At 38.4% G+C, this 23768-nt stretch carries 25 protein-coding genes and 2 tRNA genes; 25 read left to right on the top strand and 2 right to left on the bottom strand.

The genetic code is table 11. The features are described 5' to 3' along the window. Positions 1–4 precede the first annotated feature (4 nt). The 8 genes from NLW78_RS09450 to uvrC all read left to right on the top strand — a co-directional run bounded on the left by NLW78_RS09450 (position 5) and on the right by uvrC (position 9911). Entirely contained in the window at positions 5–2353 is a 2349-nt protein-coding gene (locus NLW78_RS09450) for an endonuclease MutS2 (protein ID WP_254496798.1), read from the top strand. A gap of 222 nt (positions 2354–2575) precedes the next feature. Next, the gene (locus NLW78_RS09445) at positions 2576–4273 is read left to right on the top strand and encodes a long-chain-fatty-acid--CoA ligase (RefSeq protein ID WP_254496797.1); all 1698 of its coding nucleotides are present in this window, start codon (positions 2576–2578) and stop codon (positions 4271–4273) included. A 133-nt stretch (positions 4274–4406) separates the two neighbouring features. After that, the gene (gene fadR, locus NLW78_RS09440) at positions 4407–4997 is read left to right on the top strand and encodes a fatty acid metabolism transcriptional regulator FadR (RefSeq protein ID WP_254496796.1); all 591 of its coding nucleotides are present in this window, start codon (positions 4407–4409) and stop codon (positions 4995–4997) included. Between the two features lie 16 nt (positions 4998–5013). Further along, positions 5014–5784, top strand: a complete 771-nt coding sequence (locus NLW78_RS09435; RefSeq protein WP_254496795.1) for an enoyl-CoA hydratase — start codon at positions 5014–5016, stop codon at positions 5782–5784. A 17-nt stretch (positions 5785–5801) separates the two neighbouring features. Next, positions 5802–6575 (top strand): electron transfer flavoprotein subunit beta/FixA family protein, encoded by a 774-nt coding sequence (locus tag NLW78_RS09430; protein WP_254496794.1) that lies wholly within the window; start codon positions 5802–5804, stop codon positions 6573–6575. A 30-nt stretch (positions 6576–6605) separates the two neighbouring features. Continuing rightward, positions 6606–7586, top strand: coding sequence for an electron transfer flavoprotein subunit alpha/FixB family protein (locus NLW78_RS09425; protein ID WP_254496793.1), 981 nt, complete (start codon positions 6606–6608; stop codon positions 7584–7586). Positions 7587–7734: 148 nt separating this feature from the next. After that, the gene (trxA, locus tag NLW78_RS09420; RefSeq protein ID WP_254496792.1) at positions 7735–8049 is read left to right on the top strand and encodes a thioredoxin; all 315 of its coding nucleotides are present in this window, start codon (positions 7735–7737) and stop codon (positions 8047–8049) included. Between the two features lie 74 nt (positions 8050–8123). Next, positions 8124–9911: an excinuclease ABC subunit UvrC gene (gene uvrC, locus NLW78_RS09415; RefSeq protein ID WP_254496791.1), complete on the top strand. Its 1788-nt coding sequence runs from the start codon at positions 8124–8126 to the stop codon at positions 9909–9911. 22 nt (positions 9912–9933) lie between these two features. Here uvrC and NLW78_RS09410 read toward each other — a convergent pair whose 3' ends face one another. Continuing rightward, positions 9934–10371, bottom strand: a complete 438-nt coding sequence (locus tag NLW78_RS09410) for a YslB family protein (RefSeq protein WP_254496790.1) — start codon at positions 10369–10371, stop codon at positions 9934–9936. A gap of 308 nt (positions 10372–10679) precedes the next feature. On the opposite strand from NLW78_RS09410, the gene NLW78_RS09405 reads away from it, so the two are divergent. The 15 genes from NLW78_RS09405 to NLW78_RS09335 all read left to right on the top strand — a co-directional run bounded on the left by NLW78_RS09405 (position 10680) and on the right by NLW78_RS09335 (position 20486). Then, positions 10680–11291 carry a succinate dehydrogenase cytochrome b558 subunit gene (locus tag NLW78_RS09405; RefSeq protein WP_254496789.1) on the top strand — a complete coding sequence of 204 codons (612 nt, stop codon included), beginning with the start codon at positions 10680–10682 and terminating at the stop codon, positions 11289–11291. 53 nt (positions 11292–11344) lie between these two features. After that, complete coding sequence (gene sdhA / locus NLW78_RS09400; RefSeq protein ID WP_254496788.1) at positions 11345–13105, top strand: succinate dehydrogenase flavoprotein subunit; 1761 nt, start codon at positions 11345–11347, stop codon at positions 13103–13105. A 2-nt stretch (positions 13106–13107) separates the two neighbouring features. Beyond that, positions 13108–13872, top strand: a complete 765-nt coding sequence (gene sdhB, locus NLW78_RS09395; protein ID WP_254496787.1) for a succinate dehydrogenase iron-sulfur subunit — start codon at positions 13108–13110, stop codon at positions 13870–13872. A gap of 61 nt (positions 13873–13933) precedes the next feature. Next, positions 13934–14377: an acyl-CoA thioesterase gene (locus NLW78_RS09390; RefSeq protein ID WP_254496786.1), complete on the top strand. Its 444-nt coding sequence runs from the start codon at positions 13934–13936 to the stop codon at positions 14375–14377. Positions 14378–14619: 242 nt separating this feature from the next. Further along, complete coding sequence (locus tag NLW78_RS09385; protein ID WP_254496785.1) at positions 14620–14844, top strand: helix-turn-helix domain-containing protein; 225 nt, start codon at positions 14620–14622, stop codon at positions 14842–14844. 162 nt (positions 14845–15006) lie between these two features. Next, positions 15007–15489 (top strand): MarR family winged helix-turn-helix transcriptional regulator, encoded by a 483-nt coding sequence (locus NLW78_RS09380; RefSeq protein ID WP_254496784.1) that lies wholly within the window; start codon positions 15007–15009, stop codon positions 15487–15489. A gap of 2 nt (positions 15490–15491) precedes the next feature. Continuing rightward, entirely contained in the window at positions 15492–16283 is a 792-nt protein-coding gene (gene racE / locus NLW78_RS09375) for a glutamate racemase (RefSeq protein WP_254496783.1), read from the top strand. Between the two features lie 95 nt (positions 16284–16378). Beyond that, positions 16379–17464, top strand: coding sequence for a GerMN domain-containing protein (locus NLW78_RS09370; RefSeq protein ID WP_254496782.1), 1086 nt, complete (start codon positions 16379–16381; stop codon positions 17462–17464). A gap of 171 nt (positions 17465–17635) precedes the next feature. Further along, positions 17636–18406, top strand: a complete 771-nt coding sequence (gene rph, locus NLW78_RS09365) for a ribonuclease PH (protein WP_254496781.1) — start codon at positions 17636–17638, stop codon at positions 18404–18406. Between the two features lies 1 nt (position 18407). Next, complete coding sequence (locus tag NLW78_RS09360) at positions 18408–19007, top strand: XTP/dITP diphosphatase (protein ID WP_254496780.1); 600 nt, start codon at positions 18408–18410, stop codon at positions 19005–19007. A gap of 5 nt (positions 19008–19012) precedes the next feature. Next, positions 19013–19525 carry a YfcE family phosphodiesterase gene (locus NLW78_RS09355; RefSeq protein WP_254496779.1) on the top strand — a complete coding sequence of 171 codons (513 nt, stop codon included), beginning with the start codon at positions 19013–19015 and terminating at the stop codon, positions 19523–19525. Between the two features lie 66 nt (positions 19526–19591). Continuing rightward, a tRNA-Gly gene (locus tag NLW78_RS09350) sits at positions 19592–19665 on the top strand. Positions 19666–19668: 3 nt separating this feature from the next. Continuing rightward, positions 19669–19745, top strand: a tRNA-Arg gene (locus NLW78_RS09345). Between the two features lie 155 nt (positions 19746–19900). Continuing rightward, positions 19901–20125, top strand: coding sequence for a hypothetical protein (locus NLW78_RS09340; RefSeq protein WP_254496778.1), 225 nt, complete (start codon positions 19901–19903; stop codon positions 20123–20125). 151 nt (positions 20126–20276) lie between these two features. Further along, positions 20277–20486 (top strand): heavy-metal-associated domain-containing protein, encoded by a 210-nt coding sequence (locus tag NLW78_RS09335; protein WP_254496777.1) that lies wholly within the window; start codon positions 20277–20279, stop codon positions 20484–20486. Positions 20487–20531: 45 nt separating this feature from the next. Here NLW78_RS09335 and NLW78_RS09330 read toward each other — a convergent pair whose 3' ends face one another. Continuing rightward, the gene (locus NLW78_RS09330; protein ID WP_254496776.1) at positions 20532–21566 is read right to left on the bottom strand and encodes a DUF916 domain-containing protein; all 1035 of its coding nucleotides are present in this window, start codon (positions 21564–21566) and stop codon (positions 20532–20534) included. A 101-nt stretch (positions 21567–21667) separates the two neighbouring features. On the opposite strand from NLW78_RS09330, the gene NLW78_RS09325 reads away from it, so the two are divergent. Together NLW78_RS09325 and NLW78_RS09320 are read left to right on the top strand one after the other, a co-directional pair. Beyond that, positions 21668–22435, top strand: a complete 768-nt coding sequence (locus NLW78_RS09325; RefSeq protein WP_254496775.1) for a WxL domain-containing protein — start codon at positions 21668–21670, stop codon at positions 22433–22435. 280 nt (positions 22436–22715) lie between these two features. Continuing rightward, positions 22716–23702 carry a tetratricopeptide repeat protein gene (locus NLW78_RS09320; RefSeq protein ID WP_254496774.1) on the top strand — a complete coding sequence of 329 codons (987 nt, stop codon included), beginning with the start codon at positions 22716–22718 and terminating at the stop codon, positions 23700–23702. Positions 23703–23768: the final 66 nt, after the last annotated feature.

The following is a 23768-nucleotide window of genomic DNA, read 5'->3' as shown; positions in this document are numbered from 1 at the left end:
CAAGATGAATGAAAAAGTATTACATGTATTGGAATATAACAAAATCATCCACCAATTAGTAGAACAAGCTAGTTCCTCATTAGGAGAGGAGCGGGCAAGAAGGTTGTTACCATCTATAAGTTTTGATGAAGTTGTACAATGGCAAAACGAAACAGATGAGGCAGCACAAATTTTACGTTTAAAGGGTCATGTTCCCCTCAGTGGAATCTTTGATATTCGTCCTGCTGTCAAACGGGCGAGTATTGGTGGAGCATTAAACCCGGAAGAGTGTTTGCATGTTGCTAGTACAATTCGAGCAGGTAAGAATATAAAACAATTTATCGAAGAATTGGAAGAGGTAGAGATACCGAATTTAGATCAGTTAATGGAAGGTATTGCTACATTAAATGAATTAGAACGTAACATTAGAGGCTGTATTGATGATTACGGTCATGTTATGGATGGAGCTTCAACAAAACTTCGTACTGCTAGAAGTAAGATACGTACATTAGAGAGCAGTATAAGGGATCGATTAGAGCAATATACGAAAAACAAAAGCAAAATGTTGTCTGATGCCATTATTACAATTCGAAATGACCGTTTTGTTCTACCTGTTAAACAGGAGTATCGAGGGGTGTTTGGTGGGATTGTACACGACCAATCATCATCAGGTGCAACGTTATTTGTAGAACCCCAATCTATCGTGGAGTTAAACAATAAATTACAAACGGCAAGAGTAGAGGAGCAACAAGAAATTGAAAGGATATTGCATGAGCTGTCTGCGATGATAGCAGAAGATGAACATTATCTGTTGGAAAACGTTCAAATCCTTGCTCACGTAGATTTTATCGTGGCAAAGGCGAAATTAGGTAAACAAATGAAGGCATCGAAGCCGAATATGAACGATAAAGGGATTATAAAAATGCGTGAAGCAAGGCACCCTCTTATTGTGGAAGAGGAAGTAGTCGCGAACGATGTAGAAATCGGAGAAGATTATACGACGATCGTAATTACAGGCCCAAATACTGGGGGGAAAACCGTCACCCTCAAATTAGTGGGTTTATGTACGCTAATGGCCCAAGCAGGTTTGCAAGTACCTGCTCAAGATGGGTGTGAATTAACAGTATTTGAACACGTATTTGCTGATATAGGTGATGAACAATCGATTGAACAAAGCTTAAGTACTTTCTCATCCCATATGACCAACATTGTTGACATTTTACAAAAGGTAAATGATAAGACCCTCGTTTTGTTTGATGAGTTAGGAGCGGGAACAGATCCACAAGAAGGAGCTGCTCTTGCAATGGCAATATTAGATGAAGTGATTGGAAGGCAGGCACGGGTAATTGCTACAACCCACTATCCAGAACTTAAAGCATATGGTTACAATCGGGACGAAGTGGTTAATGCCTCCGTAGAATTTGATGTCAAAACGTTACGTCCTACTTATCGATTATTGATTGGTGTTCCTGGCCGTAGTAATGCCTTTGAAATTTCAAGACGCTTAGGCCTGGGTTCTAACATAATTGATCGGGCAAAATCTCTAACAGGGCATGACTCACGTAATGTGGAAAATATGATTGCATCTCTTGAGTCATCGAAACGGAAAGCAGAAGAGGATTATGAAGAAGCAAAACAGACGTTAGCTGATGCAGAACGTTACAAGCAAGAGCTCGAACAAAAGTGGAACCAGTTTGAGAAGGAAAAAGAACGTTTATATGAGAAAGCAGAACAACAAGCGAAAAAAGCTGTTGATAAAGCAAAGGAAGAAGCAGAGCATATCATTGCCGATTTACGTTCGATGAAAAACCAAGCAGAAGTTAAAGAGCATCATTTAATAGAAGCAAAACAAAAATTGAAGAGTGCCAGTGAGAAAGTTGCTGATAAAAAGGGAAAGAGTGTGCCTTCAAACAAAAATGCTGACAACAAAGAACTTAAGCCAGGTGATGAAATTAAAGTCATCACATTAAACCAGCAAGGTCATGTTGTCGAAAAGACAGGTAATGATGAGTACCTTGTTCAACTTGGTATTATGAAAGTAAAAGCAAAGCGAAAAAACATTCAATTTTTGAAACGTCCTGAACCTATAAAAGAAAAACCATTAGCAACTGTAAAAGGAAATACGTATCACGTAAAAACAGAACTAGATTTACGCGGGGAACGATACGAAGAAGCATTACATCAATTAGAGAAGTATATAGACGATGCTTTATTAGCTGGTTACCATCAAGTGTCTATTATTCACGGGAAGGGAACAGGAGCTCTCCGAAAAGGAGTACAAAAATTTGGGGAACGACATCCCTCTATAAAAGCACAGCGCATGGGTGATATTGGTGAAGGTGGCTCAGGTGTAACAGTATTTGAATTGAAATAGTTTGTTTTGATGTCTGTAAGGGGGACGTAAGGTGGAAACGTTAGCTAAAATTTTAATGGTCGTAGCAGTTGTGTTTCTCATAATAGGAGTTGTATACGTTTCGATATGATGGAAAATGCCTTGTTTATATACAAGGCATTTATTTTTTTGATTCAATAAATATATATAATATTTTCAATATTGTGTATATATGATTATAATAAAGACAAGGGAGGTAATGGAATGGCAATTGAACGTAAAGTTTGGCACGATCATTATCCAGAGGCAATCCCCACTACTATTGCATATGAAAAGAAACCCCTTCACGATTTTCTACTCGAAACTGCACAAAAACACCCCGAAAAGAAAGCGCTTTATTTTATGGGTAAGGAACTTACTTATAGTCAAGTGGCTGAGCAATCTCAAAAATTGGCTTCCTATTTACAAGCATTAGGTTTATCAAAAGGTGATCGGGTAGCGATTATGCTTCCTAATATTCCTCAAGCCGTTATTGCTTACTATGGTGTTCTATTAGCAGGGGGAGTCGTCGTCCAGACGAATCCGCTTTATACAGAACGTGAGCTGGAATATCAATTGAACGACTCAGGTGCCAACACTTTAATATGCCTCGACCTGTTATATCCCAAAGCGAAACATGTGCAATCATCTACTAACCTGGAGAACATCATCGTTGCTAGTGTGAAAGATTATTTACCATTTCCGAAGAATATCATCTATCCAGTCATACAAAAGCGTCAACATAACATTACAGAGAAAGCAGAGCATAATGGAAATACCCATTTATGGCCAGATGTGATAAAGGAAGGGTCTGGAGAGGTTTCGGAAGTCACAATTGACGCCGAGCAAGATTTAGCTTTATTACAATACACCGGAGGAACTACGGGCTTTCCGAAAGGAGTTATGCTAACCCATTACAATTTAGTTGCGAATACTCAAATGTGTAAAGTTTGGCTTTATAAAGGTCAATATGGGAATGAACGAATTTTAGGTGTTTTACCCTTCTTTCACGTGTACGGCATGACAACAGTGATGAATTTCGCCATCATGATGGCGAGTAAAATGATCTTAATCCCGAAGTTTGAAGTTGAAGACTTATTAAAAGCCATTGATAAGCAAAAGCCGACTATATTTCCAGGGGCACCTACTATATACGTCGCTTTATTAAACCATCCCGATTTACAGGAATACGACATTTCTTCTATTGAAGCTTGCTTAAGTGGTTCTGCCCCGTTACCAGTTGAAGTACAAGAACAATTTGAAGATAAAACGAAAGGGCGTTTAGTTGAGGGGTATGGTTTAACCGAAACATCTCCGGTTACGCACGCAAACTTAGTTTGGGATAAACGAGTGAATGGCAGTGTAGGAATACCGTGGCCTGATACAGACTGTAAAATTGTTAAAAATGAAGAACTCGAGGAAGCAGAAGTTGGAGAAGTCGGAGAAATTATTGTGAAAGGGCCCCAAGTGATGAAAGGTTATTGGAATCGTCCAGAGGAAACAGAACGGACTTTAAAAAATGGTTGGTTACTAACGGGGGACTTAGGCTATATGGATGAAAACGGGTATTTCTACGTAGTAGACCGCAAGAAAGATATGATCATTGCCGGTGGTTACAATGTTTATCCTCGAGAAGTTGAAGAGGTGTTGTATGAACATGAAGCCATTCAAGAGGCGGTTGTTGCTGGTATCCCGGATCCGTATCGTGGTGAAACGGTAAAAGCTTTTGTCGTGTTAAAGGAAAATACCAATTTGACAGAAGAAGATTTAGATGCATTTTGTCGGAAACATCTCGCTGCTTACAAAGTGCCAAAAGTATATGAATTTCGTGACGAGCTGCCCAAAACTGCGGTCGGAAAAATTTTGCGTCGAAAGTTAATTGAAGAGGAAAAGGAGAAAAGAAAAACAGAGCGACCGGTTTAGTCAATCTATATTTTTTTTGCCCGAAAGGGGGACAGGCTATATAGAAGTGCTACATTGACGCATTAAGCAACTTGATATACAATATAGATGAATGACTGTTCATTCATTCCATACATACGAGGAGACAGACAAAATGAAAAAAGATAAACCGAAATATAAGCAAATTATAGATGCAGCTGTTGAGGTGATAGCGGAAAATGGGTATCATTCATCACAAGTTTCAAAGATTGCAAAACGAGCTGGTGTAGCAGATGGTACCATTTACCTCTACTTTAAAAATAAAGAAGATATTTTAGTATCCTTATTTCAAGAAAAGATGGGGCAATTTATTGAGAAAATTGAGGAAGATATCCAACATAAGGAGAAAGTAGAGGATAAGCTTTACGGTATGATTCGGATGCACCTTCAACAACTATCAGAAGACCACAAGTTAGCGATTGTGACACAGCTTGAACTACGACAATCCAATAAAGAACTTCGATTAAAAATAAACGAAGTGTTAAAAAGATATTTGGCTGTTATGGATGATATTTTACACGAAGGAATTCGAACAGGTGTGTTTCACTCTCGCATCAACCCAAAGCTCGTTCGCCAAATGATTTTCGGTATGATCGATGAAGTTGTAACGAATTGGGTCATGAAGGATCAAAAATATGATCTTGTAGCACAAGCTGAGGATGTTCATTATTTCATCATAAATGGAATTTTCAACAAAAGGGAGTAGAAAGGGGAATATTTGCATGGAAAAGCTTTCATTTCAACGAGATGGTAACATAGCTAAAGTTATCATAAACAGTCCGCCAGCAAATGCACTTTCTTCAAGTTTATTAACAGAACTACAAGATATATTGCGCCAAGTTACTGAACAACCTGACATTAAAGCGGTAGTTATCTATGGAGAAGGGAGATTTTTTTCTGCAGGTGCCGACATAAAAGAATTTACGTCCTTGCAAAAGAAAGGTGAACACGAAGCACTAGCTAGAAAAGGCCAAACGCTATTTGATGAAATGGAGCATTTTCATATCCCTATAATTGCAGCTATTCACGGAGCGGCACTCGGGGGTGGACTCGAGCTAGCAATGGCATGTCATATGAGAATTGTAGCCAAAAACGCAAAATTAGGATTACCTGAACTAACATTAGGAATTATTCCGGGGTTCGCCGGCACACAACGTCTACCGCAATATGTCGGACTTCCGAAAGCATATGAGATGATATTAAGTGGCGAAGCGATAACAGGTGAAGAAGCAGCATCATTAGGATTAGCTAATCATGCAGTTGAGGAAGATGAAGTTGTTGAGAAAGCTATCAATCTCGCAAGGAAAATCAGCAATAAAAGTGGTCCTTCTATTCGTGCTGTGATGGAGCTAGTCCCTTATGCAAAAGTCTCTCAATTTCAAGAAGGAATACAACAAGAGGCGGAGAAATTTGGAAGCGTTTTCGGTACGGAAGATGCCCGGGAAGGAATTCAAGCATTCATCGAAAAACGAAAACCGAATTTTAAAGAATAATAGAGGGGGAAATCTTGATGAATATATATGTTTTGCTGAAAAAAACGTTCGATACAGAGGAGAAAATCGTCATTCGTGATGGAAAGATTGAGGATGATGGTGCTGAATATATTATTAATCCATACGATGAATATGCAGTTGAAGAAGCAATCCAGTTAAAAGAAGAGCATGGTGGGGAAGTAACCGTTGTAACCGTTGGGGATGAGGAGAGTGAAAAGCAACTGCGTACAGCACTCGCAATGGGAGCAGATAAGGCGGTTCTTATTAATACGGAGGATGATTTAGAAGATGGTGATCAATATACAACCGCTAAAATCTTAGAAGCCTTCTTTGAGGATAAGGACTATGATGTAATTTTAGCCGGAAATGTTGCGATCGATGAGGCTAGTGGTCAAGTAGGTCCTCGTTTAGCTGAGTTATTGAACATTCCATATGTTACAACAATAACAAGTTTGGAAGTAAATGAAGATATTATCCTTATCGACCGTGATGTAGAAGGAGATGTGGAGAAGGTCGAATCGACACTGCCTTTATTAGTCACATGCCAACAAGGGCTAAATGACCCACGATATCCATCATTACCGGGAATTATGAAAGCGAAGAAAAAGCCTTTGGAGGAATTGGAATTAGATGATTTAGATTTAGATGAAGAGGATGTCGAGGCTAAAACGAAGTCGATAGATGTTTTTCTGCCACCGGAAAAAGAGGCTGGTCAGGTGCTTGAAGGTGAAATCGATGATCAAGTAATGGAGTTAGTTTCTTTGCTCCGAAACGAAGCAAAGGTTATTTAATACGACTGGATAAGGGAGAGGGGAGTATTTATGGGAAAAAAGTTACTCGTGTTTGGTGAAATTCGTGACGGTGAACTTCGGAACGTCTCCTTTGAAGCAATAGCTGCTGCGAAACAAATGGAACAAGATGGGGAAATTGTTGGTGCGCTACTTGGTAATGAAGGGGTAGAAACTCTTGCACAGGAACTCATTTATTACGGAGCAGACCGTGTTGTCTATGCGCAAGACGATACATTGGGCACATATAATTCTGAAGCATTTGCCCAAGGAGCAATGACTCTAATTGAAGCTGAAAAGCCAGAAGGAATTGTAATGGGACATACTGCAGCAGGTAAAGATCTGACACCGAAACTTGCCAGCAAACTTGAAAGTGGACTTATCTCAGATGTAACGAACATTGAGGTAGTTGGTGAAAACGTCGTATTTACCCGCCCTATTTATTCGGGGAAAGCATTTGAAAAGAAAATTGTTACTGGCGGATTAATGTTTGCGACAGTACGTCCAAACAATATTCAAGCACTAGATCGTGATTTAACGAGAAAAGGGGCTATAGAAGGTGTAGAAGTAGATATTAAAGATTTACGTACAGTCATTAAAGATGTAATAAAGAAATCTACAGATGGTGTTGATTTATCCGAAGCGAAAGTCATTGTTGCTGGCGGACGGGGTGTGAAGAGTGCAGATGGGTTTCAACCCCTTGAAGAATTAGCCCAAGCTCTAGGGGGCGCAGTAGGTGCATCAAGGGGGGCATGTGATGCCGACTATTGTGATTACAGTTTGCAAATTGGTCAAACTGGAAAAGTTGTAACCCCTGATTTGTATATCGCCTGTGGGATATCTGGAGCGATTCAACATTTAGCCGGAATGTCGAACTCGAAAGTCATTGTAGCGATTAATAAAGACCCTGAAGCCAATATTTTTAATGTAGCTGATTACGGGATTGTTGGGGACTTGTTCGAAATCGTGCCAAAATTAACAGAAGAAATTAAAAAATTAAAGGTTAATTCATAAAAAAAAGCATAGCAACTTTGATTGCTATGCTTTTTCTGAATGACTGTGGATATACCGAGGAATACTAAAATCAAACCATTAGCCACTCAAAATGTAAGATGATATACTAAAATACATAATAATACTGTTTGGTTAGGAGGATGAGAGGATGGCGATTGTAACTGGTACTGACCAAAACTTCTCACAAGAAACATCTGATGGTCTTGTTTTAGTTGACTTCTGGGCACCATGGTGCGGTCCTTGTAAAATGATTGCGCCAGTTCTTGAAGAATTAGATCAAGAATTGAATGATAAAGTGAAAATTGTGAAATTAGATGTAGATGAGAATCAAGAAACATCTCAAAAATACGGTGTGATGAGTATACCAACATTGCTGTTGTTTAAAAATGGTGAAGTAGTGGAGCAAATTGTTGGCTTTCAGCCGAAAGAAGCATTAGCACAACTTATTGAGAAACACGCATAATCGGAGTTGGAGCAGCCTAATAAAAGGCTGTTCTTTCTTTTGCAAGGTAAAAGCGTTGGGGGAGCTGATAAACAATGAATAAACACATACAAGATAAATTGGCTGTTCTTCCCGACAAACCGGGTTGCTACTTAATGAAAAACAAACATGATGAGGTCATTTACGTAGGGAAGTCGAAAGTGTTAAAAAACCGCGTCCGTTCATACTTTACAGGAGCACATGACGCGAAAACCCAGCGGCTTGTTCGGGAAATAAATCATTTTGAGTATATTGTTACTTCATCTGAAATTGAAGCCCTTATATTGGAAATGAATTTAATTAAAAAGTATGACCCAAAATATAACGTCCTTTTAAAAGATGATAAAAGTTACCCTTATATTAAAATTACGAATGAAAACCAACCTCGCCTGCTCGTTGTACGTGAAGTGAAAAAGGATAAAGGAAAATATTTTGGACCTTATCCAAATGTGTACGCGGCACGTGAAACGAAAAAGTTACTAGATAGACTCTATCCTTTACGAAAATGTAGTACATTACCAGACCGAGTTTGTTTATATTATCATATTCATCAATGTTTAGGGCCATGTGAATATACGGTTACAGATGACACGAACCGGGAGATTGTCCAGAATATAACGAAGTTCCTTAGTGGTGGTCATAAGGAGATTAAAAATGACTTAAAACGAAAAATGGGAGATGCATCCGAAAAATTAGACTTTGAACGAGCGAAGGAATACCGAGATCTCATCCAACATATTGAAGCAGTTATGGAACAGCAAAAAATGACATTGAATGAAAAGACAGATCGGGACATTTTTGGTTATGCGTATGATAAAGGGTGGATGTGTGTACAAGTCTTTTTTATACGTCAAGGAAAATTAATCGAACGGGACGTCTCAATTTTTCCGATCTTCGATGACCCGGAAGAAACGTTTCTGACCTACATTGGGAGGTTTTATTTACATCAAAATCACCCTAAACCGAAGGAAATATTCGTACCGTTAAAAACAGATACAAATATATTAAAAGAATTACTAGAGGTTGACGTGAAAATCCCAATGCGTGGTCGAAAAAAGGAACTTGTCGAGCTCGCAATGCAAAACGCTTATATAGCTCTAAAAGAAAAATTTTCGATTATAGAACAAGATGAAGAACGTACGATCAAGGCAATGGAAAAGCTGGGAGAAGTGTTAAACATTGAAACACCTCACCGCATCGAAGCCTTCGATAACTCTAACATTCAAGGAACAGACCCAGTTTCTGCCATGGTCACATTTGTTGATGGGAAACCATATAAAAAAGGATATCGTAAATATAAAGTGAAAAGTGTACAAGGTCCCGATGATTACGAAACAATGAGGGAGGTCATAAGAAGGCGATATACCAGGGTTTTAAAGGAACATTTACCTTTACCTGATTTAATTATGGTTGATGGTGGCAAGGGGCAAATGAGCGCCGCTATGGATGTATTGGAAAACGAGCTAAATCTTGATATACCTCTTTGTGGATTAGCAAAGGATGAAAAACATAGAACGAGTGAGTTATTGTACGGTGATCCCCCGCAAGTTGTCCATTTCGATCGTAAGGCACCTGAATTTTATTTAATCCAACGCATTCAGGATGAAGTTCACCGTTTCGCACTTACATTTCACCGTCAGTTGAGAGGAAAGAGTACGTTCCGTTCCAGCTTAGATGATATTAAAGGGGTAGGAGAAAAACGAAAACGGACTCTTTTAAGGCATTTTCGCTCTATTGAAGAAATAAAAGTGACATCGGTTGCCGATTTAAAAAAGCTTGGAATTCCGGAACCTGTTGCTGAACAAGTATTAACAGCTTTAAATGAAAAAAAGGAGGACGATTAAATCGTTCTCCTTTTTATGTAAGTTATTTCACGATTCCTGCATGAAAAGTCACCATTTTTTTACGACGATTTTTCTCTTCTGTACATTCCACTTCTTCATTATGAATATGAGATAATTGTTGCGCAATAAATCCCGCTTCAAATTGGTAATGTACTTCTTCTTTATAAGAAAAGCGTTCTAATACAAGATCTCCGGTTAATGTAAACATAAATTCATATTTTTTCTGTTTTACGAACGTTAATTCTCCAAATCCCGCTTTTTGGAAAAAGGAGCACAATTGCTCGATGTTATTTACTGGCATCTTTCGAGCTAAGCTTTTTCCCATATAATATAGCATAAAAGGAGCATCTTCCCCTAAAAAATCAGGTAAAGATACGAATCGTAATAGTTCAAAACCGTACACCGGCATAGACGAATGCGTCGCTTCTGATACGTTTAAGATTGAATATTTTTCACCCATTTATCATGTCATTCCTTTCCTCCCTTTATTATCTTGTTGAAAAAGAGAGATTGCAATACGCATTTCAAAATTAATCGTTCTTTTTCCAATATTTGAAACGAAGCTACTTGAAGATTGCGAATTTTTATACGTTAGTTTTCTTGACGGTATTTCCGGTTAGAAGTACAATATTACTTGTCATACACAGTTACTATATTAGCAGTTTGCGAGAAGGGAAAGTCACAATTTTTTTCGGTTATCCGGAAATTAAAGCGCTTTACTAGGGGTGTGACCAATTATCGCGTTGACCAAACAGAGGGGGGTAAACAATGGCAGAAAATCGCGAGTTTTTTTATCGTAGGCTTCATTCATTATTAGGAGTTATTCCTGTAGGAATTTTTTTGCTTCAACATTTACTTGTTAACCAATTTGCTAGAGACGGTGCAGAAGCTTTTAACAAGGCAGCACACTTCATGGAAAACTTGCCTTTCCGCTACTTATTAGAAACATTCGTCATTTTCCTTCCGATATTATTCCATGCAATCTATGGAGTGTATATCGTATTTACTGCTAAGAACAATGTCATGAGATACGGCTTTTTCAGAAATTGGATGTTTTATTTACAACGCATCACAGGAATTATTACATTAATTTTTATCGTGTGGCATGTGTGGGAAACACGCTTCGCTACAGCGATTCATGGAACAGAAGTTAATTTCAGTCTCATGCAAGGAATACTAGAAAATCCGTTTATGTTTTGGTTTTATGTAGTAGGTGTTATTTCTACAGTATTCCATTTCGCTAACGGCCTATGGTCATTTTGTGTAAGTTGGGGATTGACGGTAACTCCACGTTCACAAGTGGTAGTTACATATATTACGATGATTATTTTCTTAGCTCTATCCTATGTAAGTATAGCGACTTTAGTTGCATTTTTATAAGATTGAATCTTAATGATTATCAATTTAGTAGATTTCAAAGGGAGTGAAACCTAATGAGTAATCGTAATATCGTTGTCGTAGGCGGTGGTTTAGCCGGTTTGATGGCAACTATTAAAGCAGCAGAAGCAGGTGTGCACGTAGACCTGTTATCCCTTGTACCTGTTAAACGCTCCCACTCTGTATGTGCTCAAGGTGGAATTAACGGTGCCGTTAATACAAAAGGTGAAGGTGATTCACCTTGGGAACACTTTGATGATACGGTCTATGGTGGAGACTTTTTAGCGAATCAACCTCCAGTGAAGGCGATGTGTGAAGCAGCCCCTGGAATTATCCATATGTTAGACCGTATGGGCGTAATGTTTAACCGTACACCTGAAGGATTACTTGATTTCCGTCGATTCGGGGGTACCCAACACCACCGCACGGCCTATGCAGGAGCTACAACAGGTCAGCAACTTCTCTATGCTTTAGATGAACAAGTGCGTCGTCATGAAGTAAATGGACTTGTTACGAAATATGAAGGTTGGGAATTCTTATCAGCCGTTCTTGATGATGAGGGTGTTAGTCGTGGTGTAACTGCCCAAAACCTTCATACACATGAAATTAAAGTCTTTAAAGCAGATGCTGTCATTGTAGCAACAGGTGGTCCTGGAATTATATTCGGTAAATCAACGAACTCGGTTATTAATACCGGTTCAGCAGCTTCAGCTTTATATCAACAAGGTGCATATTATGCGAACGGTGAGTTTATACAAATTCACCCAACAGCTATCCCCGGAGATGATAAACTTCGACTTATGAGTGAATCAGCTCGTGGAGAAGGTGGACGTGTATGGACTTATAAAGATGGGAAACCGTGGTACTTCCTAGAGGAAAAATATCCTGCCTATGGAAACCTTGTTCCCCGTGATATTGCGACTCGTGAAATTTTTGATGTATGTGTCAATCAAAAATTAGGTATCAATGGCGAGAACATGGTATACCTGGATCTTTCTCATAAAGACCCGAAAGAACTAGACGTTAAATTAGGTGGAATTATTGAAATTTATGAGAAATTTATGGGGGATGATCCTCGTAAAGTACCAATGAAAATTTTCCCTGCAGTTCACTACTCAATGGGTGGACTATGGGTTGATTATGATCAAATGACAAATATTCCAGGTGTATTTGCTGCTGGTGAATGTGATTATTCTCAGCACGGTGCAAACCGCCTTGGTGCGAACTCTTTGCTTTCTTCCATTTATGGAGGAATGGTTGCAGGTCCAAACGCTGTAAAGTATATCGAAGGACTTGAAACGACAGTGGATGATGTTTCACCTGAACTATTCAAATCAGAGCTAAAACGTGAGCAGGAAGCATTCGATAAAATTATGAAGATGGATGGCGATGAAAACGCGTTTCAACTTCATAAAGAGTTAGGGGAATGGATGACTGATAATGTAACAGTTGTGCGTGAAAACAATAAACTACTAAAAACTGACGAGAAAATTCAAGAGTTGATAGAGCGTTGGGAAAATATTAACTTAAACGATACTGCTCGTTGGAGTAACCAAGGTGCTATGTTCACACGACAGCTTTATAACATGCTTCACCTTGCACGGGTGATTACGATTGGTGCTTATAACCGTAATGAGAGCCGCGGAGCACATTATAAGCCAGAATTCCCTGACCGAAACGATGAAGAGTGGTTAAAAACAACAATGGCGAAATTAGACCAAGAAAGCAATAGTCCAAAGTTTAGTTACGAGGATGTAGATGTATCCCTAATTAAACCTCGTAAGCGTGACTATACAAAGAAAAAAGGGGGTAAATAATCATGAGTGAACAAAAAACAGTAAAGTTTATCATTACTCGTCAAGATAGCCCCGAAGATCAACCGTATCAGGAAGAATTTACCGTTCCTTATCGGAAAAATATGAACGTAATTTCTGCATTGATGGAGATTCGCCGTAATCCTCAAAACACAGAAGGAAAAGAAACAACACCAGTATTTTGGGAAATGGGTTGTTTAGAAGAAGTATGTGGTGCATGTTCAATGGTCATTAACGGAAAACCACGCCAGGCTTGTACGGCTCTCATTGACCAGTTGGAACAGCCAATTAAACTTGAGCCAATGAATACCTTCCCAGTTGTACGTGATTTAACGGTAGATCGTAGCCGTATGTTTGACTCCTTGAAAAAGGTAAAGGCATGGATTCCAATTGATGGAACATATGACCTTGGACCAGGTCCACGTATGGCGGAAAGTAAACGTCAATGGGCATACGAATTGTCGAAATGTATGACTTGTGGTGTTTGTTTAGAAGCTTGTCCAAACGTTAATAGTAGCTCTAACTTCATTGGACCAGCACCATTATCACAAGTACGCTTGTTTAATTCTCATCCAACAGGAGAATTTCATAAAGCTGAGCGCATGGAAACGATTATGGGAGATGGGGGACTAGCAAACTGTGGTAACTCCCAAAACTGCGTACAGTCATGTCCGAAAGGAATTCCATTGACAACTTCTATCGCAGCGTTAAACCGTGAAGCAACATTGCAATCGTTTAAAAACTTCTTTGGTAGTGATTATAACAACTAAGGATCAGTACAAGAGCCTCTTCGATGTGAAGAGGCTCTTTTTATAAAGGAGTGGGTCTATTGTGAGTCAAATAAACTATATAGAAAATTTTGAAAAATGGGAACAAGGCTTTTCTTTTTATATTCCAATTAACATACGTTTCTCTGAAACAGATATGTTCGGTCATGTAAATAATGTATCCCCTTTCATTTATTTTGAGGAAGCGCGAATCGCATTTTTTCAGGAAGTAGGCTTGTTTCAAAATTTAACGAACAGTCCTTCAACTGTACCTGTTGTAGCCGATTTGCAGTGTGACTATTTGAGGCAGATGCACTTTGGTGAAACATTTAAATTGTATGTTAAGGTACAGCATTTAGGTAACTCTTCGATTGATTTGCATTATTTATGTGTGAATGGTGAGAACGAACCGACATTAACTGGAAGAGGTCGAATTGTACAAATTAACAAAGAAACAGGAAGAGCAACCTCCTTTACAGAGAAGCAGCGGAAATTACTACAAGGTTGATAAGGAACCATTTTACAATGGTCACATACAATAATATGACTAAATGCTTCCCGATGATCTTGCAACATCAAAATGCAAGGAAAATTCAGGACTTTCCAATCGAGAAAACTATACAGATACAAGATTTTCTCCTAACTCAGTGGTTTTGGGGAACGGTCAATCGAAATGAAACATAAAATAAAATGACTAAATAAATCCCCTGAATCCTTGCAACTCAGGAAACAGCAAGGAGGGGTTACCTATTGGAAGATAAAGATTACAAACCGAAGCAGCTACTCACTAAAAGGGAAAAAGAAGTTTTTGAACTGCTTGTTCAAGACAGAACAACAAAAGAGATTGCAGAAGAATTGTACATTTCCGAGAAAACAGTGCGCAATCATATTTCCAACGCTATGCAAAAACTAGGGGTAAAGGGGCGTTCACAAGCAGTTGTTGAACTCCTGCGGATGGGGGAGTTGAAGCTTTAAAGGAAGAGGCTGACCCGTTACATTTCAGGGTACAGCCTCTTATTATATGACATAGTGGACAAGTTTTCATGAGTATTTGATAAATTATACAAACTTTACTTGAATTTTTGACTGAAAACGTTGAGAATATAAGAAACTATATTATTAGGAGGGTATTCACCGGTGCAAAAAACACTGAACACAACAACCATTGCTGACCTTGAAAAGCAGTTACGATATATTTCGCATATTTTAAAGCAAAAGGGGCGGGAAATTTTAAACCAATACCCTATCACACCTCCCCAATTTATTGCATTACAATGGTTACTAGAAGAAGGTGATTTAACCATCGGTGACCTCTCGAAGAAATTATATTTAGCTTTTAGTACCACAACCGATCTAATTGATCGTATGGAAAAAAATGAACTTGTAAAAAGGGTTAGGGACCCAGAAGATCGACGAGTTGTACGTATTCATTTACTAGATAAAGGAAAAACAATCATTGATGAGGTAATCGTAAAGCGGCAACAATATTTAGAGGAAGTACTTTATCAGTTTTCAAAAGACGAAATTACAATGTTGCAGTCTATGCTTAATAAACTATATGACGAGATGGATCACTATCAACAAATCAGCATGACGAAAACAGAAAAGAAAGGCGAGTAATTGTGGATAAACCAATAGGTGTCATTGACTCAGGTGTCGGCGGTTTAACAGTAGTACGAGAATTGATACGACAATTGCCGAATGAAGAAATATTGTATTTAGGAGATACTATTCGCTGCCCTTATGGACCTAGACCCCGTAGTGAAGTCGTTCGTTTTACGAAAGAAATGGTTGAGTATTTACTCCAACACGATATAAAAATGCTCGTCATTGCTTGTAATACAGCTACTGCTTTTGTGTTAGATGAATTAAAGGAAGAGTTGCAAGTTCCTGTTTTAGGGGTTATTCAACCAGGAGCACGGGCCGCGATTAAAGCAACGAACAATTTAAATATTGGAGTGATTGGAACGACAGGAACGATTGAAAGTGGCGCCTATGTGGATGCGCTGCACCAAATCAACAGCTCTATCCAAGTTGACAGCCTTGCATGCCCTTCTTTCGTTCCAATGGTGGAAAGCGGGATATTACAAGGGGAAGTGGCGGAAAACATCGTCAGAGAATCTCTTATTCCGTTGAGTAAGACCATTGATACGTTAATCCTTGGCTGCACGCACTATCCATTAATTAAACCTGTCATTCAGCAAGTACTAGGAGATAATGTGACGGTCATAGCTTCCGGAGATGAAACAGCAAGGGAAGTTAGTACAATGCTTTATCATTATGGTCTTCTGTTTGACGTTACACGACGACCTGAGCATCGCTTTTTTACTACAGGAGATATGGTAGTATTTCAACAAATTGCGAATGCTTGGTTCGGCTACCCAATACGCACAGTAGAAAATATTACGTTATAAGAGCTCAGAAAATTATAGAGCTCTTTATTTTTTTGGTCTATTTTTTCGGATAGCTCGTATAAATAGTAGTACAAACCATCATAGGAGGGAATGGCATGAGAAAGCAGAACTTATGGGTGCCTATAGCTTTACTATCAAGTTTACTACTATTGACCGGCTGTTTTTCAAAAGGGGATCAATCACTAGAAGAAATGGATACACCGCAAGATATTGAAGCCGTTAGTGATTTGAATGAATTGGAAGAGAATTTGGGTGAGTTAAATGGAGAGAATGTTGTATCAGATTCTCAAGAGGTTGAATCTGAAATGCGTCAACTTTATTTGTTAGATGAAAATGGTATGGTTGTTCCTCAATCTTTACCTATACCGAAATCAGAAACAAATGAAGTAGCGAAGCAAGTGTTAAACCATTTAGTAAAGGATGGACCTGTAACAAATATTTTGCCTAACGGATTCCAAGCAGTTTTACCTGCTGGGACAGAAATAAACGGGTTAAATTTAGAAGAAGATGGAACGTTGATTGTTGATGTATCTGAAGAATTTACAAACTATCAACCAGAAGAGGAACGAAAAATTATCGAGGCCATGACATTCACGTTAACTCAGTTTGACAGTATAGAAAGAGTAAAGCTGAGAATCGAAGGTCAAGACTTGGACGTGATGCCTGTTAACGGAACACCGATTTCACAAGGATATACGAGGGCAAATGGTATTAACATCCATGTCGGTGACAGTTATGACTTTACAAGCAGCGAGGCAGTCACAGTATATTACCCATCTGAAAATGAAGAGCAATTTTATTATGTGCCAGTGACAATGCCTTTACAAACAAAAGGTAAAGATACAATTGAAGTTGCACTTGAAGCTTTACTAGAAGGGCCAAGTTATGAATTGGCTGGTTTATTACATGTATTCCCTGAAGAAGTTGCGTTATTTGATCAGCCGCTATATGAAGATGGTGTTCTCACAGTGACATTTAACGAAGAAATTTTACATGATATTGAAGAACAAACGATTTCTGACGAGGTTATGAGTTCTCTTGTATTAACATTAACAGAACAGCCGGGGGTTGAATCTGTAAATATTCGGGTAAATAATTATGAGGAAGTTTATACAGAAAGTGGAGAGCCAGTTTCCGAACCTGTCACAAGAGAAGAAGTTACAAAAACGGATAGTATTTAATAAGAAAGATGTTTATAATAATAAAAGGACTAGAGGTTGAAACATTTCAGCCTCTTTTTTGTTATGTTTCTTTTTTTTGATTATACTTTATAGTGGAGAGAAGATAAATATTATCGTGAACAAGGTAAACTATGATATATATATGTGGACATATGATAGGAGGATATAAACGTGCGAGCAGATGGAAGAAAAGGAAATGAATTAAGACCAGTACATATTGAAACAAATTTTACGAAACATCCGGAAGGTTCTGTGTTAATCCAAGTGGGCGATACAAAAGTCATTTGTAATGCAAGTATTGAAGACAGAGTTCCTCCTTTTATGCGTGGTGAGGGAAAAGGGTGGATTACAGCAGAATATGCTATGTTGCCAAGAGCAACAGAACAGCGAAACATTCGAGAATCATCTAAGGGGAAAGTCTCCGGACGAACAATGGAAATCCAAAGGTTAGTTGGACGGGCTTTGCGTGCTGTTGTAGATTTAGAAAAGATAGGGGAAAGAACGGTATGGGTAGACTGTGACGTCATTCAAGCCGACGGCGGTACGAGAACAGCCTCCATTACGGGTGCTTTCGTAGCGGTCGTTTTAGCGTTTGGAAAGTTAATGGAGGATGAAAAGATTGATGTATTTCCAATCCGAAATTATTTAGCAGCTACTTCTGTAGGGGTATTGTCCGATGGTCAGACAATATTAGATTTAAATTATATCGAAGACTCAAGTGCTCAAGTAGATATGAATGTGGTGATGACCGGTTCTGGTGAATTTGTAGAACTTCAGGGAACAGGTGAAGAAGCTACTTTCTCTACAAAACAGTTAACGGAAATGTTACAGCTAGCTGAAAAAGGGATAACTGATTTATTTGAAATTCAGAAACAGGCAATTGGTCGTTGGAATCAAAGCATTGACCGTCACAATGAGAATGAAGATGGGGAGAACGAATAAGATGAAGAAGATTCTTTTAGCTACGAAGAACGAGGGGAAAGCAAAAGAATTTAAAGAAATATTCGGTAGTATTGGGTATCAGGTTATAACTTTACTTGATTTAGAGGGCGACGTACCTGACGTAGAGGAAACAGGGGAAACATTTGAGGCGAATGCAGCCTTAAAGGCGGAAACATTTGCAAACCGCCTGCAAATGCCTGTAATGGCTGACGACTCGGGCTTAGAAGTTGATGCTCTACAAAAAAGGCCAGGTGTTTATTCAGCTCGGTATGCCGGCCTTGAGAAAAATGATCAAAAAAACTTAGAAAAGGTGCTACAAGAATTAGAAGGAGTGGAGCACAAAAACAGAACAGCTCGCTTTGTCTGTGTTTTAGCTTTCGCTCGACCCGAGGAAGAGACGATTTTTGCCCGTGGAACTTGTGAAGGGTATATTGCATCCTATCCCCAAGGAACGGGTGGATTCGGATATGACCCGATTTTCATCCCGAATGGTTATAATCGAACATTAGCCCAATTTGCACCGAGTGAAAAACATAGCATTAGCCACCGTGGAGATGCAATTGAAAAAATGTTAACGAAGTTAAAGACGGAGTTGGAGTGATTGGGATGCCTTATGTTATAGTAGTAAGTGATAATCATGGCTTAACAACTGAGTTACAACAAATTAAGGAACATCATCCAGATGCTAAAGCCTTTATTCATTGTGGTGACTCTGAACTAGAATATCATGCTAAGGAAATGGACCAATTTCATAAAGTACGGGGAAACTGTGATTTTGATACAGCATATCCTGAAGACATAAATATAAGTGTAGATCATTTCAATATTTTCGTTACACACGGTCATTTATATCAAGTAAAAACTACACTAATGCCCCTTTCATACCGGGCTGAAGAGTTAGGAGCCAATGTTATTTGCTTTGGCCACTCCCACATACCAGGAGTTGAACAAGTAGGAGACCGGTTATATTTAAACCCTGGAAGTATTCGAATACCCCGTGGTGGGACTGAAAAGACATACGCAAAAGTAAGTTGGAATGATGAGAATTCCGTGAAAGTGGAATTTCTTAACTTAGATGCTCATGCTATACCAACAATGACGAGAGAATTTCTTTTATAAAATTTTCAATCCCTATTGACAAAATGAATGATACTTTATATAATAAATTTTGTCTGTTAGGGAAATGCGGGTGTAGTTTAGTGGTAAAACCTCAGCCTTCCAAGCTGATGTCGTGGGTTCGATTCCCATCACCCGCTCCATATGTCCCAGTAGCTCAGCAGGATAGAGCAACGGCCTTCTAAGCCGTCGGTCGGGAGTTCGAATCTCTCCTGGGACGCCATTTATTGATTACATAATCCTAAGCATTAGGCACGTACCTAATGCTTTTTTTTATGAAAAAAGAAAAAAATAAGTAATAATTACCATCTAATTTTTCTCTTTTCCTATATTATACTAATAATAACGAGTCCATAAAGCCTGAGAGGAGTTAATAATATGAAGATACTACTTATGATACTTGGGGCGGCTGGGGCTATTACGACTTATCGTTATTGGGGAGAAAGCACACCACTCGTAATCGTTTCTTTACTTATAACTATGTTTCAGGTCATTTGTTTGAAAGGTATACTTAAAGGGGAAGATGTGACTGCACAGTATACCATTAATTTCGTTTCTTCATTAGCTATCTTGTTCCTGTTAGCAGGATCTATATTTGTTTAAGTAAATCCACTAGGGTATATCTCAACGTTTTTTTATTCTATATAAAGCTAATCCTTATGTACTAACCATTTTTTTGCATATCCCATTTTTCGGTTTCATTTTTCTTCCGAAGGGGGAAAATAGGTGTACAGACAAAAAAGGAGAGGTTTATATGGGTCACAGCACTTTTTTTATTAAAGAAGCAAAAGAACAATACAACATTGAGACGTTGGAACAAACATTAATGAATTTAAACGGGATTGAACGAGCATTAGTCGATACCAATGATGGAGAATTGAAGTTAGAATATGATGAAAAGCAAATCCCTTTAACAGATATAGTCGCCCATATCGAAAGTCGAGGGTTCCATATAGAACAATAAAATGCAAAACATCCGACAATGTCGGATGTTTTTTGTATAAGTAAATTATTCCTTTTGTTCTGGAGAAGCTTTCCGACGACTTCCGAGCCAAAACATAAGCCCACCAACAACTACTGAGCCGGCTACAATCCATGCCCAAATTGGCACATTGTCATTTCGTTCAACTTGGGTAACGGTCGGTTGAATTCTTTCGGCATATTCGTTGACCTCTTCTTGGCCGATGCGAAAATCTTGTTCTGTGCTAATCTCATTATTATTTACATTCATTGTAATATGGATACGATATCTACCTTCAGATAGTGTCTCGTAATCCCAGTGAATAGGGTAACGTATGTGAGAAGTCGGTGCCATTTTAAATGGTGGAATCGTACCTGTAAACAGAGATTCTCCATCAATCGTTTCTACTCGATATTCACCAGAAATGTTTTCTTCAATTCGTTGGGCAGCATTGCGCATTTCGAGATATACGTTTGGACCAAGTGGATTAAACCCTGCTTCACCTAAAGAAAAGCTTGGTTCAACCGTATCTGGAAAATCAAGCTGAATGGCCATATTAAAAGCAGTTTCCGTATTGATAATAAAATTCGCTTCGCCTTCTTCTGTTTTATGGCTTTCTTCGTGTGTTTTCTCTTTTGTAATAAAACTAATAGCCCCTAGAACAGTTCCCTTATTAATGTCCGGGACATCAATTTCGATTGCAACTTCTCTTGATTCATTTGGTCTGAGTGTAATCTTTTCATCCGTCGTAACGTGATCGGACAAACGAATCACATTTGGTAAGAGAATAGAATTTTCAGATTGAATATCCAAGTCATAAAGCATTCCACCTACTGGATTTGTGTAAGCATCAACAGGTCTAACGATAACGTCCATCTCTATGTCCGTATTATTCCGAACTAATACATTTACGGTCTCCTTATCTCCAGGTTGCACTATTAACCGGTAATATCCTTTAATACCTTCCACCTGGTTTTCAGGATAAATCGGAAGAACAGTCAATGGGTTATTCGCTTGAGCTTCTACCTTTATAGGAAAAAAGATCATTAAGGATAGAAACAATAAGGATAGATATTGCTTCATGTATTGAAACCTCCTTTATTACTCATAGTCTTTCCAAATGAATTAGAACTATGATTTATAGGCACACTATAAGTAATCCGGTGATGAAAGGAGGATGAAAAGTGATTCAGTTTCAAGGACATGAATTACGGAAAGATGAATTTGGAAATGTGGAAGTGATACTCCATCTCGATACATCCCGAAGAGGATTAGAGGAATTTGCCTTAGAATTAGGGGAACGACCTGCAAGTGACCGCCAACAAGTAGCGGCGGCTGCTTATAAATACGTTCGGGAACGAATACCTAACGTAAAAACGAAAAGAATTAAAGTGATGATGGCTGGTTTACTTGTTGCATCAATGTTAGGAACGGTATTAGCTACACCAGGTTCTAACATTGCCCATGCTGCCGAAAGTACAGCTACAGTTGAACAAGGGGAACTCTCTGTTGATGCAATTACCGTCGGTAACTTTACTGCTGTTACATTGGAAGGTGTAACGCAAACGGTTCATACCAATATTGATCCATTTAGTGTAGTTGATGCATCCGGTTCAGGAGCTGGTTGGAATATTGTCATGAAAGCTACGCCCTTAACTGATTCGATGACCAATCGTACATTGCCTGAAGGGTCGCTAACGATTGATACAGTACCAAGTATTGCGAAAATTGATGAAAATTCATCCTCAATTGACACGATTACAACGAGAACAGGAACGATAGACGGTACAGGGTTAACTTTGTTAAGTGCTGCAGAAAACGGTGGTATGGGATCATATTCCATATCCTTTACCAATGCTGCAGAGGCACTTTCTTTAAACTTAAAACCGGCAACAGCAAAAACAGGAACGTACACTTCGACCATTACCGTATCCATTAATAGTGGCCCATAAAATGGGCAAATGAGAAAGGTTAGCATATATGCTAACCTTTTCTCGTGAACGTTAAATATTTACCTGCTTATTATTCAGTCATTTAATACGATGTTTAATTTCTAAGGTCAATCATTTATAATTAATTTTTAATTATACTTTTAAAAAAATAGGAACATGGGGCAAAATAGGTTATACATTAGGAATGAGTACATAATGGATTAGGTTTTTTACTCGGGCGCATAGGGTAAGTATAGAAATGTATGTATTTGTAAGTTGGTAATGAACAGGAAGGTGTTTTATGAAAAAAGGTCGACAAGACATAGTGATGTTTCCAGGTTGGAAAAAGAAGCTTGAATCCGATGGACTGGAAGCCTTAAAAGAAAAAAGGTATGAAGATGCAATTTTACATATTAATCAATTGGAGCAATATGATGCAGCGAGTAATGAAATCCTAACTGGGAAGATCATTTGTTATATCGAATTAAGCCAATACGATGACGCTATACGTTTATGCCGTAAATTAATGAAAGAGGACGATGACAATTATTACAAATATTTGCATATATACTTAACTATTTTATTTCAAACGAGCCAATATAACGAGATTGTAGACTTGCTCGACGAAATTTTCGAGAATGAAGAGATGCCACATACATATCGACAACAGTTTTGGCAACTTTATGACCTAAGTAAAAAATTCTATCAAGAACAAGCAGAAACGAACACACAGGATGAAATCGGTCAATTTCTCAGTTCGCTGGAAACAGGAAATTTTCAGGAACAATGGCGTTTATTATCCCTATTAAGAAAGCGTACTGTAACTCCCTATGTGAATGACCTCATTCCTTTTTTCAGTGACCTCAACTTAAACCCGGTTATTAAAACGGGATTATTACAATGGTTCTGGGAGCAAAAGGTTGATCGAAACATTGAGGTGGAGAAATTCGGTGAGTTAAAGATTGTCAATCCAATTCATATGAAGGATGTAATGGATGACACGTTTGCACAACAAACGATATATTATTTGAGAGATGTAGAGCAAAATGATCCTACTTTATATGAATTTGCCAAACAAATATTGTTCCGTTTTTTATATGTGCAATATCCATTCACACCGGATGAATCGGAAATTCCTAATATTGCGGAAGCAGTTTTAAGTCTAGCTTTAGATTATTTGCAAATGGATACCCAATATGACATGCTACAATCACATAATCAAAGTAGGGAACAGTGGAAGGAAGAAATGAAAGAACTAGAAAGAAAATATTTTTCGCAAATTGAGTGATCTATACATAGTAGATGATTATTGAAAGGTTTTTTCATTATGTTATAATATAGTAGTTTGATTATG

This window comes from Salirhabdus salicampi (genome assembly GCF_024259515.1).
In the GTDB taxonomy this organism is placed as follows: Bacteria; Bacillota; Bacilli; order Bacillales; family Alkalibacillaceae; genus Salirhabdus_A; species Salirhabdus_A salicampi.
The sequence above is the reverse complement of the archived record's forward strand: the minus strand, read 5'-3'. Positions and strand labels throughout refer to the sequence as shown.

What these genes read in the sequence shown, in the direction of transcription:
- NLW78_RS09450 (WP_254496798.1), top strand. Translation starts at nt 5, where the DNA reads ATGAATGAAAAAGTATTACATGTATTGGAATATAACAAAATCATCCAC.
- fadR (WP_254496796.1), top strand. Translation starts at nt 4,407, where the DNA reads ATGAAAAAAGATAAACCGAAATATAAGCAAATTATAGATGCAGCTGTT.
- NLW78_RS09355 (WP_254496779.1), top strand. Translation starts at nt 19,013, where the DNA reads ATGCCTTATGTTATAGTAGTAAGTGATAATCATGGCTTAACAACTGAG.
- NLW78_RS09360 (WP_254496780.1), top strand. Translation starts at nt 18,408, where the DNA reads ATGAAGAAGATTCTTTTAGCTACGAAGAACGAGGGGAAAGCAAAAGAA.
- NLW78_RS09335 (WP_254496777.1), top strand. Translation starts at nt 20,277, where the DNA reads ATGGGTCACAGCACTTTTTTTATTAAAGAAGCAAAAGAACAATACAAC.
- uvrC (WP_254496791.1), top strand. Translation starts at nt 8,124, where the DNA reads ATGAATAAACACATACAAGATAAATTGGCTGTTCTTCCCGACAAACCG.
- NLW78_RS09405 (WP_254496789.1), top strand. Translation starts at nt 10,680, where the DNA reads ATGGCAGAAAATCGCGAGTTTTTTTATCGTAGGCTTCATTCATTATTA.
- sdhA (WP_254496788.1), top strand. Translation starts at nt 11,345, where the DNA reads ATGAGTAATCGTAATATCGTTGTCGTAGGCGGTGGTTTAGCCGGTTTG.
- NLW78_RS09320 (WP_254496774.1), top strand. Translation starts at nt 22,716, where the DNA reads ATGAAAAAAGGTCGACAAGACATAGTGATGTTTCCAGGTTGGAAAAAG.
- sdhB (WP_254496787.1), top strand. Translation starts at nt 13,108, where the DNA reads ATGAGTGAACAAAAAACAGTAAAGTTTATCATTACTCGTCAAGATAGC.
- NLW78_RS09410 (WP_254496790.1), bottom strand. Translation starts at nt 10,371, where the DNA reads ATGGGTGAAAAATATTCAATCTTAAACGTATCAGAAGCGACGCATTCG.
- trxA (WP_254496792.1), top strand. Translation starts at nt 7,735, where the DNA reads ATGGCGATTGTAACTGGTACTGACCAAAACTTCTCACAAGAAACATCT.
- NLW78_RS09370 (WP_254496782.1), top strand. Translation starts at nt 16,379, where the DNA reads ATGAGAAAGCAGAACTTATGGGTGCCTATAGCTTTACTATCAAGTTTA.
- NLW78_RS09425 (WP_254496793.1), top strand. Translation starts at nt 6,606, where the DNA reads ATGGGAAAAAAGTTACTCGTGTTTGGTGAAATTCGTGACGGTGAACTT.
- NLW78_RS09340 (WP_254496778.1), top strand. Translation starts at nt 19,901, where the DNA reads ATGAAGATACTACTTATGATACTTGGGGCGGCTGGGGCTATTACGACT.
- NLW78_RS09445 (WP_254496797.1), top strand. Translation starts at nt 2,576, where the DNA reads ATGGCAATTGAACGTAAAGTTTGGCACGATCATTATCCAGAGGCAATC.
- NLW78_RS09430 (WP_254496794.1), top strand. Translation starts at nt 5,802, where the DNA reads ATGAATATATATGTTTTGCTGAAAAAAACGTTCGATACAGAGGAGAAA.
- NLW78_RS09330 (WP_254496776.1), bottom strand. Translation starts at nt 21,566, where the DNA reads ATGAAGCAATATCTATCCTTATTGTTTCTATCCTTAATGATCTTTTTT.
- NLW78_RS09435 (WP_254496795.1), top strand. Translation starts at nt 5,014, where the DNA reads ATGGAAAAGCTTTCATTTCAACGAGATGGTAACATAGCTAAAGTTATC.